At 49.5% G+C, this 16,206-nt stretch carries 13 protein-coding genes; 10 read left to right on the top strand and 3 right to left on the bottom strand.

Annotated features, from left to right (window positions below; all coding sequences use genetic code 11):
• Window positions 1-38: 38 nt before the first annotated feature.
• Window positions 39-2,699: a T9SS type A sorting domain-containing protein gene (locus tag IM638_04285; GenBank protein MCA6362230.1), complete on the bottom strand. Its 2,661-nt coding sequence runs from the start codon at window positions 2,697-2,699 to the stop codon at window positions 39-41.
• 125 nt (window positions 2,700-2,824) lie between these two features.
• Between IM638_04285 and IM638_04280 the strand changes: the two genes are divergently transcribed.
• Window positions 2,825-4,924, top strand: a complete 2,100-nt coding sequence (locus IM638_04280) for a CotH kinase family protein (GenBank protein ID MCA6362229.1) — start codon at window positions 2,825-2,827, stop codon at window positions 4,922-4,924.
• Between the two features lie 2 nt (window positions 4,925-4,926).
• Here IM638_04280 and IM638_04275 read toward each other — a convergent pair whose 3' ends face one another.
• Complete coding sequence (locus IM638_04275; protein MCA6362228.1) at window positions 4,927-6,027, bottom strand: type I restriction enzyme HsdR N-terminal domain-containing protein; 1,101 nt, start codon at window positions 6,025-6,027, stop codon at window positions 4,927-4,929.
• Between the two features lie 139 nt (window positions 6,028-6,166).
• Complete coding sequence (locus tag IM638_04270) at window positions 6,167-7,267, bottom strand: bifunctional 3-deoxy-7-phosphoheptulonate synthase/chorismate mutase type II (protein MCA6362227.1); 1,101 nt, start codon at window positions 7,265-7,267, stop codon at window positions 6,167-6,169.
• Between the two features lie 135 nt (window positions 7,268-7,402).
• Here IM638_04270 and IM638_04265 point away from each other — a divergent pair, with 135 nt between their 5' ends.
• From IM638_04265 to IM638_04225, 9 genes are all read left to right on the top strand, one after another.
• Window positions 7,403-7,567, top strand: a complete 165-nt coding sequence (locus tag IM638_04265) for a hypothetical protein (GenBank protein ID MCA6362226.1) — start codon at window positions 7,403-7,405, stop codon at window positions 7,565-7,567.
• A 95-nt stretch (window positions 7,568-7,662) separates the two neighbouring features.
• Window positions 7,663-8,328 (top strand): nitroreductase family protein, encoded by a 666-nt coding sequence (locus IM638_04260; GenBank protein MCA6362225.1) that lies wholly within the window; start codon window positions 7,663-7,665, stop codon window positions 8,326-8,328.
• Window positions 8,329-8,421: 93 nt separating this feature from the next.
• Window positions 8,422-8,661, top strand: coding sequence for an acyl carrier protein (locus IM638_04255; GenBank protein ID MCA6362224.1), 240 nt, complete (start codon window positions 8,422-8,424; stop codon window positions 8,659-8,661).
• A gap of 31 nt (window positions 8,662-8,692) precedes the next feature.
• Complete coding sequence (gene fabF / locus IM638_04250; protein ID MCA6362223.1) at window positions 8,693-9,946, top strand: beta-ketoacyl-ACP synthase II; 1,254 nt, start codon at window positions 8,693-8,695, stop codon at window positions 9,944-9,946.
• A gap of 80 nt (window positions 9,947-10,026) precedes the next feature.
• Window positions 10,027-10,686, top strand: coding sequence for a ribonuclease III (gene rnc, locus IM638_04245; protein MCA6362222.1), 660 nt, complete (start codon window positions 10,027-10,029; stop codon window positions 10,684-10,686).
• Window positions 10,687-10,805: 119 nt separating this feature from the next.
• Window positions 10,806-11,390 (top strand): sigma-70 family RNA polymerase sigma factor, encoded by a 585-nt coding sequence (locus IM638_04240; protein MCA6362221.1) that lies wholly within the window; start codon window positions 10,806-10,808, stop codon window positions 11,388-11,390.
• Window positions 11,365-11,994 carry a hypothetical protein gene (locus IM638_04235; protein MCA6362220.1) on the top strand — a complete coding sequence of 210 codons (630 nt, stop codon included), beginning with the start codon at window positions 11,365-11,367 and terminating at the stop codon, window positions 11,992-11,994. The genes IM638_04240 and IM638_04235 overlap by 26 nt, the downstream gene beginning before the upstream one ends.
• A 277-nt stretch (window positions 11,995-12,271) precedes the next feature.
• Complete coding sequence (locus IM638_04230; GenBank protein ID MCA6362219.1) at window positions 12,272-14,269, top strand: tail fiber domain-containing protein; 1,998 nt, start codon at window positions 12,272-12,274, stop codon at window positions 14,267-14,269.
• Window positions 14,270-14,529: 260 nt separating this feature from the next.
• Window positions 14,530-16,206, top strand: a 1,677-nt coding sequence (locus IM638_04225; protein ID MCA6362218.1) for a tail fiber domain-containing protein, incomplete at its 3' end; no start/stop codon positions are given.

The following is a 16,206-nucleotide window of genomic DNA, read 5'->3' as shown; positions in this document are numbered from 1 at the left end:
ACAGCACGTACTGACCGGCATTTTTTGTGTAGTAACGTTTACTGTACTACAAACTGTTTCACGCCCACATAATTGTTCCCCGAAATACGGGCAACATACTGGCCGGGCGCAAGCAGAAGATTCAGCTCGTGGCGGCTGCTGCCGGTTAGCGGCTGTGTGTTCACTGTTCGACCCATCACATCAATTACATCAAGCGTGAGCGCCTGTCCGGCGAGCGATTCAGGAAGCTGAATGGTAAACAAACCATTGTTGAGTGAGGGATAAAGTTCGGGCGCAGCCATGCTAACCGTGGTTACGGATGTAAATCCGCTGAGCGGCGCAGCCCAGATACCACGGCCGAATGTGCTCAGGTAAATGGTGTTGGTGCTGGGATCAATATCAATATCGCTGGCAATTACGTTGGGCAGGCCGGTGCTTTCGTTTTGCCATTGTGTGGCATTGGGCTGTAAGGTATAAACACCAATATCAGTGGCGATTATCATTTTGCCTCCGCTGGCAGGAATATATTTGATGCAGTTTACCGGAATATTAGGCAGGTTGTAGCTGATGTTGGTCCAGCTTGCGCCACCGTTTGTGCTTTTAAACACTTTGTTTCCGGCGCTGAAACCGGCAAAGCAGGCATACACAATACTGCTGTTGTTTTCGTCAAACTCAAGTCCCGTGCAATAAAGCGAATCGGGTAGCCCGGTAATTGTGGTCCATGTGTTACCGTTGTTGGTAGTGATATAAAACGCCGACGGAAGACTGTACTCGTAGCGTACACGTGTAGATGCAATTACGGTTTGTGAATTGCTGTTGGATGCTGCAATGGCCGAAATTTCGGGCGTATAAAACTGCTGCGGGAAGCTAGAGATTTGAGTCCACGAATTACCGAAATCAGTACTCATCATTACATCGCGGAAGCCGATATATACGGTTCCTGCCCCGTTTTGTGTAATAGGTGTAACCCATTCGCCATTGCCGCCCTGCGTAAGCGGAATGCCCACAAAATTTTGTCCGTCGTAAGTCAGGTCAAAATAGCCGTATTGCGACGAGGCAAAAAACGTGGATGCCGAAGTGGGGTGCATCAGGTTGTCCATTCCATCGCCGCCATAAACGGTTGACCATGCCGAACCATCGTAATAAAAAGTGGCATTATCCTGCGCGCCGGCCACCACGTTAACGAGTCCGTTTCTTGGTGCAGAGAGGCGGTAAAACGAAGTAACCTGCATGCCGTTGCTGATGTTTGTCCATTGCGTGGGCCAGGGCACCCCATTGTTGGCATCATTCCATGTGCTGATCTGCACATTTGTGGTGCGGTAAATGCCACCGTCGTTGCAGCAGAAAATATTTCCCGTAAGGGGTTGCCGTTCGAGGAAATGAATATCGCCGTGCAATGTGGGGCCGTAGTAAAGTGTCCAGTGGCTGATCGGGTTAAACGAAACGGCACCATCAACCGAACCCCACAGATTGATACCGCCTGTGTACACCGTGTTGGCATTGGTAGGATGCACAAGCAACGCAAGATCGTATGTGCCTTGTCCGCCCTGCCCGGAGCCTTCGCCGGCTTCGAGAATGTTCAGCGTGGGTGGCAAAAACGTCCACGTGTTTCCGGCATTGGATGATTTGTACATACCGTAGTAGCCGCGAAACTGATCAACAGCGAGGGCGTAAATGCGGTTGTTGTCTGATGGCGCTACGGCGAGCTTGATACGCTGTACCGAGCCCGTGGCCGGAATACCGGTGTTAAGCATGGTCCAGGTTACACCGAAGTCGGTTGATTTATAGATGGCAGCATTGCCGATGTTTGAAAAGCTGAGCCAGCCGGTGGCGGCATACACTACATTGGGCTGTGTAGGATCGGCCACAAGATCCCAGAACAGCGAGTCGAGCTGCGTGCTCCATGTTGCGCCGCCGTCGGTGCTGCGAAACATGCCGCTCACACCGCAGGCCAGCAATGTATTGGTGTTTGACGGATGCACCAGTACTTTGCGTATGAGTGAAGCATCGCCATCTGTAAGCTGGTACGTAAGTCCGGTAGGTTGCCAGGTAAGTCCGCCGTCGGTGGTTTTATACACGCCAATGCCGTAATGCGAGTGGCGCTTTCGCCCGAACACAAGGTTGCCGAAGTCGATATAGGCATAATCGCCAACCGAAATGTACATGGTGTTCGGGTTCACCGGGTCAATGGCAATATCGCTGATGCGTGTAATCGGAAGGTTGTCGGTGAGGGGCGTCCATGTATTACCGTTATCGGTAGTTTTCCACACACCGCCCTGCGCCACGCCCACAAAGTAGGTGTTGGCAGCGCTAGGATGAAAGGCAATGCAGTTTATACGGCCAATGCCGTTTTCCATGTAGCCCGTGTTGTTTTGCGGCACGGCATTGGGTCCGAACGGATACCAGCCTGTGCTGCTGAAACGCGCATTCTGCATAGCCTGCTGCTGCGCCGAATGATCAACAGCGGCGGCAATGTAACCTGAAGGATCAACCGGCTCACCATTAGCACCGAGATGCAGTTGCTCATCAGCCATCCAGCGGGCGTGTGCCTTCCAGTGTTTGGCTGATCGAAGATCGGTGCTGTCTTTCCAGGCATTGTATTGCCGCTGGTGTTCATTGAACGAACGTGCATCGCCCGGATTTTTTACCGCAAATGGTTTTTGTGCATTGGCCTGAACGGCAGCAAAAAGCACAGCAATAGCAAGTAATATGCGTTTCATGAGAGAATGATTTATAAAAGAGTGGGAGATGTAGCAGTGAAAATAAGAAAAATTATGCGAAACAACTATTCACATTTGCATAATCTTATCTTTACATAGCTCCCTTTCCACAACTTCAGCTGCTCATGAAACACCTTTTCGCGTTCATTCTCTGTCTTGGCTGTTTAGTTCCGCTTCGTGCCCAAACCTACAACGGCACCGGCGGCGCAATTAATGACCTGGCCGTAAATTCATTTAACTGTAACGTGTCAGGCCTTTCTCCGGCTACCATTGACACGGCTGCATTTGGTCTTGAAACCGTGTGCATCAATCTCACGCATACCTACGACGGTGATCTGCTCATTGAATTGCTTGCGCCTGATAGCACTACCATCACGCTTTCACGCGAGCAGGGCGGGTCGGGCGATAATTTCACCAATACCTGTTTTAACGAAACTGCCTCCACCAGCATCACGCTGGGTTCGCCTCCGTTTACCGGCAGCTATGTTCCGCAGGGTTTCATGGGGCGTATAAACAACGGACAAAACGGCAACGGAAACTGGACACTGCGCATCACTGATTTATATGGCGGTGATGTGGGCAATGTAATCAGCTGGTCACTCACGTTTGGCAACAATCCGGCCAGCAACTTGGGTTTTTCTTCTTCCAATCTGCCTATTGTTGTACTCAACACAAACAACCAGCCCATCCCGCAGGGCCCGAAAATTATGGCCGATATGGGAATTATCTACAACGGTCCCAGTGTGCGCAACTACCTTACCGATCCGTTTAACGATTATAACGGGAAAATCGGAATTGATATTCGTGGCAACTATTCGGCCATTCTCCCGCAAAAACCTTACGGCATTGAAACGCGTGATGTGAATGGCAACTCACTCAATGTACCGTTGCTGGGAATGCCCTCGGAAAACGACTGGGCGCTGCTGGCCAACTACAACGACAAATCGTTTATGCGTAATTTGCTGGCGTTTGATGTGTTTGACAAAACCGGCCACTATGCCCCGCGCGCAAGGCTGGTTGAAGTGGTGCTCAACGGCGAATATCAGGGCGTATATCTGCTTTGCGAAACAATTAAACGCGATGCAAACCGCGTGGATATTGCCCGTCTCGATCCGAACGAAACCACCTGGCCCGATGTATCAGGCGGTTACATGCTGAAAACAGATTACTGGGACAATGCCAATTCCTGGCAGCTTGGTTTTTCGCCCATCGGCTACCCGAACATGGATGTACACATGGTGTATGTATATCCCGATCCGGCCGACCTTGTACCCCAGCAGCAAACTTACATTCAGACATTCGTAAACGATTACGAAACTGCACTCTACGGAGCGGCTTTTGCCGATACGGCTGTGGGCTACCGCAAATACATCAGTGTGCGCTCATTTATGGATTACTGGATTGTAAATGAACTTTCTCGCAATGTGGACGGGCACAAGAAAAGCTGTTATTATTATAAGGAAAAAGATAATGCAAACGGCACCATCGGTAAAATGAAAGCCGGCCCGGTTTGGGATTTCGACTGGGCGTGGAAGAATATTCCGGGCTGTGTAAATTCGCAAATGACTGATGGCTCCGGCTGGTCTTATCTGGTAAACGACTGTTCGCCCGATGTGAATTCGCCGGCGTGGTATGTGCGTTTGTTGCAGGACACCAATTTCGCCAATCAGCTCCACTGCCGCTGGTTTGAACTTCGCGAAACTGTATTAGATACCACCTATTTGTTCAATTATATGGATTCGGTAGCTGCTTTGGTAAACGAAGCGCAGCAGCGGCATTACGATTACTGGGGCCACATGGGGCAGGCCACCGGAGCGCCCGAAGTGGATCCGCCTGCACAATCGTATCAGGAAGAGATTGACAGGCTGAAGCAGTTTATCCGTTTGCGTCTGGCGTTTCTTGATGCCAATATGCCCGGCAATATGAATGGCTGTAACCTTACTTCGGTAAACGAAACCGCCACACCGCAGGGCAGTGTGACGGTTTATCCCAATCCGTTTACGGGCTTGCTCAATGTGCAGCTTGATGTTGCACAGGCATCGCCGGTAGAAATTTCTTTTACCGATCTGGCGGGGCGCACAGTGCTTATTACGCCGCTGCAGCAGCTAAACACAGGTTTGCAAACAGTAAGCATTGATGCGTCGCAGCTGCCTGCGGGTGTGTATCTGCTGCGTGTGCAAACCGGTAATGTGGTGCGTGTGCAGCGGGTGGTGAAAGGGAATTGAAATCAGTTCCCTGTATTTTCGGGATCCTGATTACCTTCTTTTGTCTGGTCGTACATGACTGCTGCTGAAGTAAGCTGTTCGGAATACGAATAAATATCGTTCAGTGATTTTAGTTCGTATTTCGTTTCCTTTTTCTGCGCATCAAGGAATGAAATCTGTTTCTTTTCACCTTCGAGATAAAATCGGCAAACCGGTTTCCTGTTGTTATCATCCAGCAAAATCGAAAAGTACGATTGTGCATCGCGGTAATGAATGCGATTAGGGCTTATCAACAGTCGCAATACAGATTTTACAATCAGGTAGGCCTCAAGTTCTTCTTCGGTGGTTGTAATTTTTGATTTTTGTTCGGGTATTTCAGCAGTTGATATCGTTTCTGATTTTACCGTTTCATTCTCATTGGAAAGAGCTGTTTTGAGGCGTTCAGTAATAATGTCCGAAATATAGATCTGCATTGATTTTCGGGTAAGTGTAGTAAACTGATCAAGTACTTTTGCTGTAATCATACCGGGATAAACCTGTTTCGCAAAATGACGTACAAAATTTTCGCCGGGATTGGTAAACTCGGCGGAAATGAGGCTTCTTAGCTCATTCATATATTTCAATTCACTTGCTGCGCTGATAATGTTTTCGATATCGAAATAGGATTTGTGAAATTTCTTGAGTTCTTCAAGTTGATTCTCTTTAATATCAATTACCGAAAATTCAAGAAACGGTTTTTCATCCATTTTATTTGTCTCAACCAGATCGGAATAGAAACGATAAACGATTCCGTTGGTAAGCACACCGAAACGTGATTTTGATACGTGGAAATAGCGGAGCAATTGTCCATCGTGCAGGTCAAGGTTTTTTGACCAGTGCTTGCATTCAACGAGCAGCACGGGAAGATTATCTTTCATTATTGCATAGTCAATCTTCTCCCCCTTTTTAAGACCTACATCAGAAATAAATTCGGGAACCACTTCTAGTGGATTGAATATGTCGTAGCCCAATGCCTGCAACATTGGCATGACCAATGCGTTTTTGGTTGCCTCTTCGGTTAGAATCTGGTCGCGGAGTTTTACGGCGCGTTCGCCGATCTGTTTGATCTGGTCTTTGAAATCCATTGTGGGTAGTTGTGTAGGTTATTTTCTACAATACTACCGTTTTTCCGATAATATTCAATTAAGTATGAATACGACTATTTTATTGTTTAATTACTAAGTATAAAAAAATTATTTGTGTATAGTTTGTATTAGTCAGATATCACCCCCTGTTCATCACTTCCGTTTGTCTGCGAATGGATGCTTTGTGAAGCAGCTGACAGAGTTCTGCAATAATATCTTTATCAAGGCCAAGTGCTTCGCCCTGTGCGGTGCGTGTTTGCAGGATATGCAGCCAGCGTTCGATTTGAAGTATGGTAACGCCGTGCTCTTTTTTGTAGCTGCCAATTTCTTCCACCACCTGCATACGCCGGGCAAGCGCCTGCACCATTTCGGCATCAATATCGTCGATTACCGTGCGCAGCGAGTTGAGCTGATGACCAAAATTGGCATCACTGCAGCCTTTGTCGCGCACCACTAATTTCTGAAGCAGCAGCTGCAACAGTGTGGGCGTGAGTTGCTGTGCGGCATCGCTGAGCGCAGTAGCTGGGTCGCGGTGCGTTTCAATCATCAGTCCGTCCATGTCCAGATCAAGTGCCTGCTGCGACACCGGTTCAATCAGATCGCGGCGGCCGCTGATGTGGCTGGGATCGCAAATCAGGGGCAGGGCAGGGCAGGCGCTGCGAAGGGCAATGGCCATTTCCCAGAGCGGGGCATTGCGGTATTGTGTTTTGGTGCCGGTGCTGAAGCCACGGTGAATAGCGCCCAGTTTGCGGATGCCGGCGCGGTTAAGCCGTTCGAGGGCGCCAAACCAGAGCATGAGATCAGGATTAACCGGATTTTTTACCAGTACAGGCACATTGCTGCCAGCCAGCGCATCCGCAATTTCCTGTACCGAAAACGGATTAACCGTAGTGCGTGCACCAATCCACAACACATCAATGCCGGCTTTGAGCGCCAGCTCAGTGTGTGCGGCCGTAGCTACCTCAACGGTTACGGGCAAACCGGTTTCGGCTTTTACCATTTTCAGCCATTCCAGCGCCGCTTCGCCCATGCCTTCAAATGCGCCCGGACGTGTACGCGGTTTCCACACACCCGCCCTGAATAATGAGGCTTGTCCGTGTGCGGCAATACCACGGGCTGTTTCAAGCACCTGTGCTTCGCTTTCGGCGCCGCAAGGCCCTGTAATCAGTATTTTCTTCCACCGTGCAGGCAACCAGTGGCTTACGGGTTCAAGATCGAGGTCAAGACGGGTATCAGGCATAGTATCTAAATAACAGGTAAACACGGCAAGTGTTGTACCCGGTGGCTTGCAAAGTTAGCATTGCAGTGTCTGCCGGGATCAATTTACCCTCTTTTGGGTATTGTCGCTCCCGGCAGGCTGGCCGTTCTTTGCACCGTGAATCCTCAACTGCTTCGTCCGGCTATTTCTCCCGAAAACACTACGCCTGCCTGTTTTGGCTGTTCGTGGCAGCAATTTGCCATTGAGCTGAAGAAGAAAAAAAAGTGCTGCAAAGCCTGGAAAGAGAAGAAGCGCTGCAAAAAATGCCCCGCTCACGGCTAACCCCTTGCCGATTCCCCTTTTTTCAATTCTCCCGATAATTACGAACTTGTGCCTGATGTGCAGGTCATGCTATTCACCCTGCCGTTATTTTTATAATGTCTGATTATCCGCACATTCCTTATTCGCGCCCCCGGTTGTTGCCTGCTGAAATGCAGGAGCGTGCTGCCCGTTTTTATCATTATATGGACAGCCGCCGCACGGTGCGCGAATTTTTGCCCGATCCCATTCCGGAAGGGGTGCTCGAACAACTTATCCTTACGGCATCCACCGCTCCTTCGGGCGCACATAAACAGCCCTGGTCGTTTTGTCTTGTTACCAATGCCGAGCTGAAACGCCGGATACGCGAAGCGGCAGAAAAGGAAGAATATGAAAGTTATAACGGCCGTATGCCGCAAGACTGGCTCGATGATCTGGCGCCGCTCGGGACCGACTGGCAGAAGCCTTTTCTGGAAACCGCACCCGCGCTTATTGTGGTGTTCAGGCGGGCGTATGAAGAGGTAAACGGACGTAAAAAGAACAATTATTATGTAAATGAATCGGTGGGACTGGCCTGCGGGTTTTTGCTTGCGGCTATTCATCAGGCCGGGCTGTCGGCACTTACGCACACGCCAAGCCCGATGAACTTTTTAAGCACATTGCTCAACAGGCCCGAAAACGAGCGGCCTTTCCTGCTTATTCCGGTTGGTTACGTGGCCGAAAATTGCCTTGTTCCCGATTTAAAGCGTAAAAGTCTGGAAGAGATTTGCTTTGTCTATAAGTAATAGGCTGATTATCAGCCGAAAGGCAAAAAAGGTTTTGTTTTTCGTCCCCTCCGGCTATCTTTGCACGCAAACTATAACCAAAAACCTAATACAATGTCTGATATTGCTGAAAAAGTGAAAAGCATCATTGTTGACAAACTCGGTGTTGAAGCCAGCGAAGTAACCGAGTCTGCCAGCTTTACCAACGATCTTGGTGCTGACTCGCTTGATACCGTTGAGCTCATCATGGAATTTGAAAAAGAGTTCAACATTGCTATTCCTGACGATCAGGCTGAGAAAATCGCCACTGTGGGTGACGCTGTTACCTACATTCAGGAACACGCTACCAAGTAATCCTACTGGATTCAACTTTTGAAGTAAACGTATGCAGTTAAAACGGGTTGTTGTAACAGGCCTTGGCGCAGTAACACCGCTGGGCAATAATGTTCAGGAGTATTGGACAAATCTGCTGGCGGGAGTAAGCGGCGCAGCCCCGATTACCCGTTTTGATGCATCGAAATTCAAAACACAGTTTGCGTGCGAAGTGAAGAACTTCAATCTGGAAGAGTATTTCGACCGCAAGGAAGCGCGCAAGCTTGATGCATTTTCACATTATGGCATCGCCGCGGCCGATCAGGCCGTGCGCGACGCCGGTGTGAATGCCGAAACCATTGACCGCACCCGTGTAGGTGTGATCTGGGGGTCGGGCATTGGCGGACTGGAGACATTCCAGGACGAGTGTTTTGCATTTGCCAAAGGCGATGGTACGCCGCGTTTCAATCCGTTCTTCATTCCGAAAATGATAGCCGATATTTGCGCCGGGCATATTTCCATGCGCTACGGCTTTCACGGCCCCAATTTTACCACGGTTTCGGCCTGTGCTTCTTCCACCAATGCACTTATTGATGCGTTCAATTACATTCGCCTGGGTAAGGCCAACGTAATTGTAACCGGCGGCTCTGAGTCGGCCGTGAATGAAGCCGGAGTGGGTGGTTTCAACGCCTGTCAGGCAATGAGCACCCGCAACGACAATCCTGCAGCGGCTTCGCGTCCTTACGACAAAGACCGCGATGGTTTTGTACTTGGTGAAGGTGGTGGCTCACTGGTGCTTGAAGAATTGAACCACGCTCTTGCACGTGGTGCCAAAATTTATTGCGAAGTGGTTGGCGGCGGCCTGAGTGCCGATGCACACCACATCACTGCACCGCATCCCGAAGGCCTCGGCGCTGCACTTGTAATGCGCAATGCCCTCGAAGATGCTGAACTTCAGCCCGAAGACATCGACTACATCAACACCCACGGTACTTCTACTCCATTGGGCGATGTAGCCGAACTCAAGGCCATTCAGAAAGTATTCGGTGAGCAGGCTTATGCCATGAACATCAGCGCCACCAAATCAATGACCGGCCACCTGCTTGGTGCTGCCGGAGCAATTGAAGCAATCGCCACGGTGCTGGCGGTACAAAACGACATCGTTCCCCCCACCATCAATCACTCCACCCCTGATCCGGAAATCGATGCCCGTCTGAACCTGACGTTCGGCAAAGCCCAGCAGCGTGTGGTTCGTGCGGCAATCAGCAATACATTCGGCTTCGGCGGCCATAATGCCGCAGCTGTGTTTAAGAAGTATTCTGCTTAATTGCGCCAGTGATTACTGCACTGAGAATCATTCTGTTCACAAGCGGAAATGATAAGGCGTTCTGCCGTTCCCTCCGCAATATGCTGGGATTTTATCCCCGCAACCTCTCGCTATTTCGTAAAGCCTTCACGCATAGTTCGGCCGCCAATCAGGCCCGCGACCGCAATGAACAGAAAGAAAGCTATGAACGGCTTGAGTTTTTGGGCGATGCCGTACTGAGTGCCGTAATTGCCGATTACCTCTTCAAAAAATTCCCCTACCGCGACGAAGGCTTCCTTACCAAACTCCGCTCGCGCATTGTGAGCCGGCAGCAGTTGGGCAAACTGGCCGTAAAATTCGGACTTGATAAATTCATCGAAGCCGAAAGCGGACTTACCGGCCGAAGCAATTCCATAAATGGCGATGTGTTTGAAGCCCTCATCGGGGCCATTTACCTCGATCGGGGTTATGCCTTCACGGCCCGCTTCATCAACGAAAAAATTATCCGTCACCACCTCGATATTGATGAAATCGAAAGCACGGACACCGATTTTAAGAGTAAACTCATTGAGTGGTGCCAGAAAAACAAAAAAGAGCTTCGCTTCAATCTGGTAGAGGAAAACGGCACCGGGCAGCAGCGCATGTTTGTGATCGAAATTACCATCGATGGCAAAGTACACGGCCGCAGCCAGCATCAATCGAAAAAGCGGGCCGAACAGGAAGCCGCCGGCGCCTGTCTGGTTGAACTGGGGCTGCTCTGAACTCCCCGGCTTTTCAAGTCTATCCCCTTTTAATCGTATTTTTATCTGTTGGCCGGGGCAACCTGTTGTACCTTTTAGCGTCTTTTACACGTAGAATCCGGCGGAGCCAAGCTGCACGTATGACTGAAAATGAACTGATCGCGGGTTGCATCAGGCAGGACAGATCCTGTCAGGAGGCATTATACAAGCGGTTTTATGGTAAAATGCTGGGTGTATGCCTGCGTTATGCCAAAGATCGTGAGCAGGCGCGCGATATGCTTCAGGATGGAATGATTAAAGTGTTTTCCACCATCCGCAATTTTGCTGGCAGAGGATCGCTGGAAGGCTGGGTGAGACGTATTGTGGTAAATACCGCAGTGGATCACCTCCGCCGAAATAAGCATGAATACCTCATCGTGTCAACCGTACACATGCGCGACGGCGATGTGCCCGATCATACGGATGAGGTGGAAGAGGAGGATTTGATTGCCGCGCTTTCCGAAGAACAGATTCTTCAGGCAGTTCAGCAGCTCAGTCCGGCCTACCGCACGGTGTTTAACCTCTATGTGCTCGAAAATTTTTCGCACAAGGAAATCGCCGAGCAGCTCAATATCAGCGAAGGGACTTCAAAGTCCAATCTGGCCAAGGCCCGGTTTCAACTCAAGAAATTACTCACGCATTTAAGCAGAAAATCTGCCGATGAACAACGGACAACTACACGATGACCCGCTTTTCCGGGCAGTGCAGGAACGGCTGGGCGACTATGAAACTCCGTACGACGGAGCCGACTGGGACGCCATGAACCGTTCGCTGAACCAACTGCCCAAAAACAACCGCTTCCGTTTCCGGTTCAGCCTGAATACGGTGCTGGCACTTATTGGTGCCACAGGAGCCATTGTGCTGGCCACCTGGCTGCTTACGCGTAGCGATACCGCCGTGCAGGAGGTAGTGGCTAAACCGGCCGCTAAATACACCCAGCCTTCGCACACAAACACACCTTCACCGCCCGCTATTGCAGATAATACGCCCTCGGTGCGGCCCGAAAGTATTATGGCAGCACTGCCCGTTCGTGTTCAGCGAAAAACCTATCTCAACCAAAGCCAGCCAGATGTATCCAATCTCCGCTTCGGCGATCAGATTGATCCGCTGCGCGGCTTTGTAAATCCAACCAGCGAAAAAATGGATACGCTGCACGTACCTGATCAGTCGCCTCCGTCGCTCACCCCGTTCATTCACAAAGCGGTGGATTCATCGGCCGATTTAAACAAGAAACCCGAAAGTACCGGTAACAACGACAAGTCATCAGAAGACGTGCAGACACCGCGATAATTTCCTTTTGTTTTGGTTAAATACAGGCCCGGCTTTGAATAAAGCCGGGTCGTTGTTTTTCAATAGTGTATATACATCAATTGTTTTATCAACAGTCTTTCAAGTGCTTGTTGCGATTGGTTGTGTTGATTATTTTGAAAGGTTTATTTGTGTAGCGTTTTGCAGTTTTCGCAAAGTCTTAAATCAACAAGATGAATGATGCTGTTGTTATGCGTGTGGGTTAAGTAGCTTTCGTCGGTTCGGAAGCAGCCTGATGTTTTACATAATAATCAGGATTATGAAACAAATAAATTACAATAAAGTACGCCGTACCGCATTTTTTGCATCGGTGGTGGCAATGTTTGCGTTTTCGCAGCAGGCTCAGGCGCAATGGCAACTTGGGGGCAATACGCTTATGACGCCTCAGGCTATGGGTTCGAACAACAACGTAAATGTGCTTTTCGAAACCAACAACGTAACGCGTATGACGCTGGTGGGAGCCACCGGTGTAAATCAGGGCTTTTTCGGGATCGGAATTGGCAACCCTGCCACACGGCTGGAGGTGCTGGATAATTCAAGGGTTACAAGTACCGCTTTCGGAACAAGTTTAACCACTACCGCAGGATCGAGAGTATTGGTTGATGCCGCTGGTGAACTGCGGGTGAGCAGTACCGCCAATATCCTGAACACATTCGCAACCGGTGGTCGATTTGTAATTAACAGCGGTATCCCTAGTAATGCGCTAATGACTATTCTCGACAATGGTTTTACGGGCTTGGGCACTACAGCGCCCAGTTCGCGGCTGCAGGTGTTTGGCGGGCAGATTTCGCAGTTGCAAACGGGTAGTTTTGGGTTGTTTACTGCCGGTAACGAATGGATTGGGATGGGTGTAGCCGGAACAACGGCATTTCCTATTACTTCTGTATATGGTCTTGCAATGTCGCGCGGTGGATTTGCCGGATATTATAATCTGGTGGACAACGGCAGTGTGAAAGACATGATTATTGGTTTTGGTAATGAAGGAACCACGCTTAGTTCAGAACGTTTACGGATTAGAAGCATTCGCACCAATGGTACATCAGCCCCGGTAAACCGTGATATTATGGTGATTAATCCGAATGGCTATGTGGGTGTAGGAAATGACCCGGGCGCAGTTGCTTTTGCGGTAGATGCAACTCCTGCTGTACTGCCCGCAGTTGCCGGATTGGTTCGCGGTATTTCTGTATTAACCAGTGGAAGTTTTACCTCCCCCGCTACTGCTTCTTTTGCGTCAATAGGTGAATTAGTGAGTAGTTCATGCGCTACTAATTTTGTTGTAGGTATGAGAGGGCAAAATGGACTGTCCGGTGTAAACCTTCAGGTAAATAACAGCACAGCAGAATTAGTGTGGCAGGATTTAAACTATTCGGGTAATGTAAGTGCAACTACCGGCAATGAAGTACGAATGAACTTTAATTTCCGCAACAACCAGCCCGGACCGTGTAACCCGGCAAACAGTCGCGAAGTAATGACTATTCTTGCTAATGGACGGGTTGGTATTAACACAGCTCCGGGGATTCCTAATACAAGCGGAATTTATAATGTGCCTCCGGTAGGAGGTAGTGCCAATTTCTATCTTGAAGTAATTGGTGGTGTACTTGCCGAAGGTTATTTTGCATTTTCGGATCAGCGTTTCAAAACAAACGTTCAAACTATCGAAAGCCCCATTGAGCGCATTATGAAAATGCGAGGTACCAGCTATATTTTCAATGCACCTTCCAATACCGAAGGGCAACAAGGTACATTACAGCTTGGCTTCATTGCACAAGAGCTTGAACAGGTGGTTCCCGAAGCAGTAGTACAAGGCAACAACGGCGTGTATGCTGTAAACTACAACTCCATCACTCCGCTGCTGGTTGAAGGCATCAAGGAGCAGCAAAATACCATTGTTACCCTCACCAACCGTGTGGCCGAACTCGAAAAACAATTAGCCGCGCAGCAGGGTAATACTGCACCCACCGGAGGCTTTCAGGAACCGCTTCCGGTTAATCCTGCTCTGGGCAACCTGCAGCAGAACGTACCCAATCCGTTCAATCAGCAAACTGTAATTAACTACACGGTAGCTCAAAATGCCGGTGTGGCCATGCTTACCATCTACGACCTCAACGGCCGTCAGATCCGCGCTGAGCAGCTTAATCAGCGTGGTGCAGGTCAGCTTGTAATCAACGCCAACGAACTGGCGCCCGGCATGTACATTTATGCACTTATTGTGGATGGTAAAGCCGCCGACAGCAAACGTATGATTGTAACCGAGTAATGCAATCAGGTAGCAAAATCTCCGCCGGTAAGCTTTCCGGCGGAGATTTTTATTTTATAAGTATTTAAATATTAACAGATCTTCATTGGCTTTAAAATAGGGATAAATACTGTATTTTACGGTACTATGAAAATTATGCAATTTGCATTTATTGCAAATTAAATAGAAAACATTAAACAAATACGGGATGTTATGCAGTAGGGTGTAACAGCTTCTGTTGGTTCAGGAGCCGCCTCATGTTTCACATAATAATCAGGATTATGAAACAAATTAACTACAACAAAGTACGCCACACGGCATTTTTTGCTTCGGTAGTGGCCATGTTTGCTTTTTCGCAGCAGGCAGAAGCACAGTGGGCACTGGGGGGTAATAACCTTTTTGCCGCAACCGCCATGGGTTCAAACAATGCTCAGAATGTATTGTTCGAAAGTAATAACGTAACCCGTATGACGCTGGTGGGTTTAGCAGGTCCCAATCAGGGATTTTTCGGACTGAATACCACCACACCCAACTCCCGTCTTCAGGTGCGCAACGGCCAGATTTCGCAGGTGGAAGCGGGTACGTTTGGCAGTTTTCTTGCCTTTAACGATTGGATTGGCCTCGGAATAGCCGGCACTGCCGCATTCCCGATTAACAACGTGTATGGTTTGGCCATGACCCGCAATGCATCGGCTGCTTATCTCAATCTCATTGATAATACGAGTGGCGCAAAAGATCTGGTGCTGGGTTTTGGCTATGATGCCAGCATACCCACACAGGTAAGGCCGCGCCAGAAATTTTATCTGCGCAGCATTCTTACCGACTATACCAATACCACTACGCCCACCTTCCAGAAAGATATTATGGTGGCCGACTGGCGTGGCTATGTAGGTTTTAATACCGATCCGGGTACGGCAGCGTTTGTAGTGGATGCCACTCCCACCGCTTTGCCCGGCGCCAGCATCCGCGCTATTTCGGTTCTCACCAACGGTGCCTTTACATCACCTGCCACCGCGTCTTTTGCTTCCATTGGTGAGCTCGAAAGTTCAGTTTGTCCGACTACCGGCGTAATTGGTTTCCGCAGCCAGAATGGGTTGGCCGGTGTGAATGTGCAGGTAGATGCTTCAAATGCCGCACTGAGCTGGCAGGATCTAAGCTATGCGGGTAATGTAAATGCCACCACGGGTACCGAGTCGCGTTTTACATTTAATTTCCGCAACAACCAGCCCGGGCCCTGCGTTGCCGGCAACAGCCGCGAAGTAATGACCATTCTGGCCAACGGCCGTGTGGGTATTAATACCAGCACGCCTGTTGCGGCCGGTATAACCAACGTGGCTCCTGCTGCCGGCAATAACATCAACTTCTTCCTCGACGTAAACGGTGGTGTGCGTGCCGAAGGTTTCTGGGCATTTTCTGACCAGAACCTCAAAACCAATGTGAAAAGCATTGAAAACCCGATGGAACGGATTATGAAAATGCGTGGCACCAGCTACACCTTCAACAGCCCCACAGCCAAAGAAGGCGAACAGGGTGCACAGCAAATTGGTTTCATTGCTCAGGAGCTGCAGCAGGTTGTTCCTGAAGCGGTAGTGCAGGGCACCGACGGAATTTATGCCGTAAACTACAACGCGCTCACACCGCTGCTGGTGGAAGGTATCAAAGTGCAGCAAAACAACATCACTGCACAGCAGGAAACCATCAAAACCCAGCAGCAGCGCATCGAAACCCTCGAAGCACAGGTGGCAGCACTCACCAAAGCCAGCACCAATGCCGTACCCATGGGTTCATTCCAGGATCAGCTTCCGGTAAATCCTGCTCTGGGTAACCTGCAGCAGAACGTACCCAATCCGTTCAACCAGCAAACGGTAATCAACTTCAATGTGGTTGAAAATGCCGGTGTGGCCATGCTCAATATCTACGACCTCAACGGCCGTCAGATCCGTTCTGAGCAGCTTAAC

The organism is Bacteroidota bacterium, assembly GCA_020402865.1.
In the GTDB taxonomy this organism is placed as follows: domain Bacteria; phylum Bacteroidota; class Bacteroidia; order Palsa-965; family Palsa-965.
The sequence above is the reverse complement of the archived record's forward strand: the minus strand, read 5'-3'. Positions and strand labels throughout refer to the sequence as shown.

Coding starts and splice junctions, on each gene's coding strand:
- IM638_04285 (MCA6362230.1), bottom strand. CDS start 2,699: ATGAAACGCATATTACTTGCTATTGCTGTGCTTTTTGCTGCCGTTCAG.
- IM638_04280 (MCA6362229.1), top strand. CDS start 2,825: ATGAAACACCTTTTCGCGTTCATTCTCTGTCTTGGCTGTTTAGTTCCG.
- IM638_04275 (MCA6362228.1), bottom strand. CDS start 6,027: ATGGATTTCAAAGACCAGATCAAACAGATCGGCGAACGCGCCGTAAAA.
- IM638_04270 (MCA6362227.1), bottom strand. CDS start 7,267: ATGCCTGATACCCGTCTTGACCTCGATCTTGAACCCGTAAGCCACTGG.
- IM638_04260 (MCA6362225.1), top strand. CDS start 7,663: ATGTCTGATTATCCGCACATTCCTTATTCGCGCCCCCGGTTGTTGCCT.
- IM638_04255 (MCA6362224.1), top strand. CDS start 8,422: ATGTCTGATATTGCTGAAAAAGTGAAAAGCATCATTGTTGACAAACTC.
- fabF (MCA6362223.1), top strand. CDS start 8,693: ATGCAGTTAAAACGGGTTGTTGTAACAGGCCTTGGCGCAGTAACACCG.
- rnc (MCA6362222.1), top strand. CDS start 10,027: ATGCTGGGATTTTATCCCCGCAACCTCTCGCTATTTCGTAAAGCCTTC.
- IM638_04240 (MCA6362221.1), top strand. CDS start 10,806: ATGACTGAAAATGAACTGATCGCGGGTTGCATCAGGCAGGACAGATCC.
- IM638_04235 (MCA6362220.1), top strand. CDS start 11,365: ATGAACAACGGACAACTACACGATGACCCGCTTTTCCGGGCAGTGCAG.
- IM638_04230 (MCA6362219.1), top strand. CDS start 12,272: ATGAAACAAATAAATTACAATAAAGTACGCCGTACCGCATTTTTTGCA.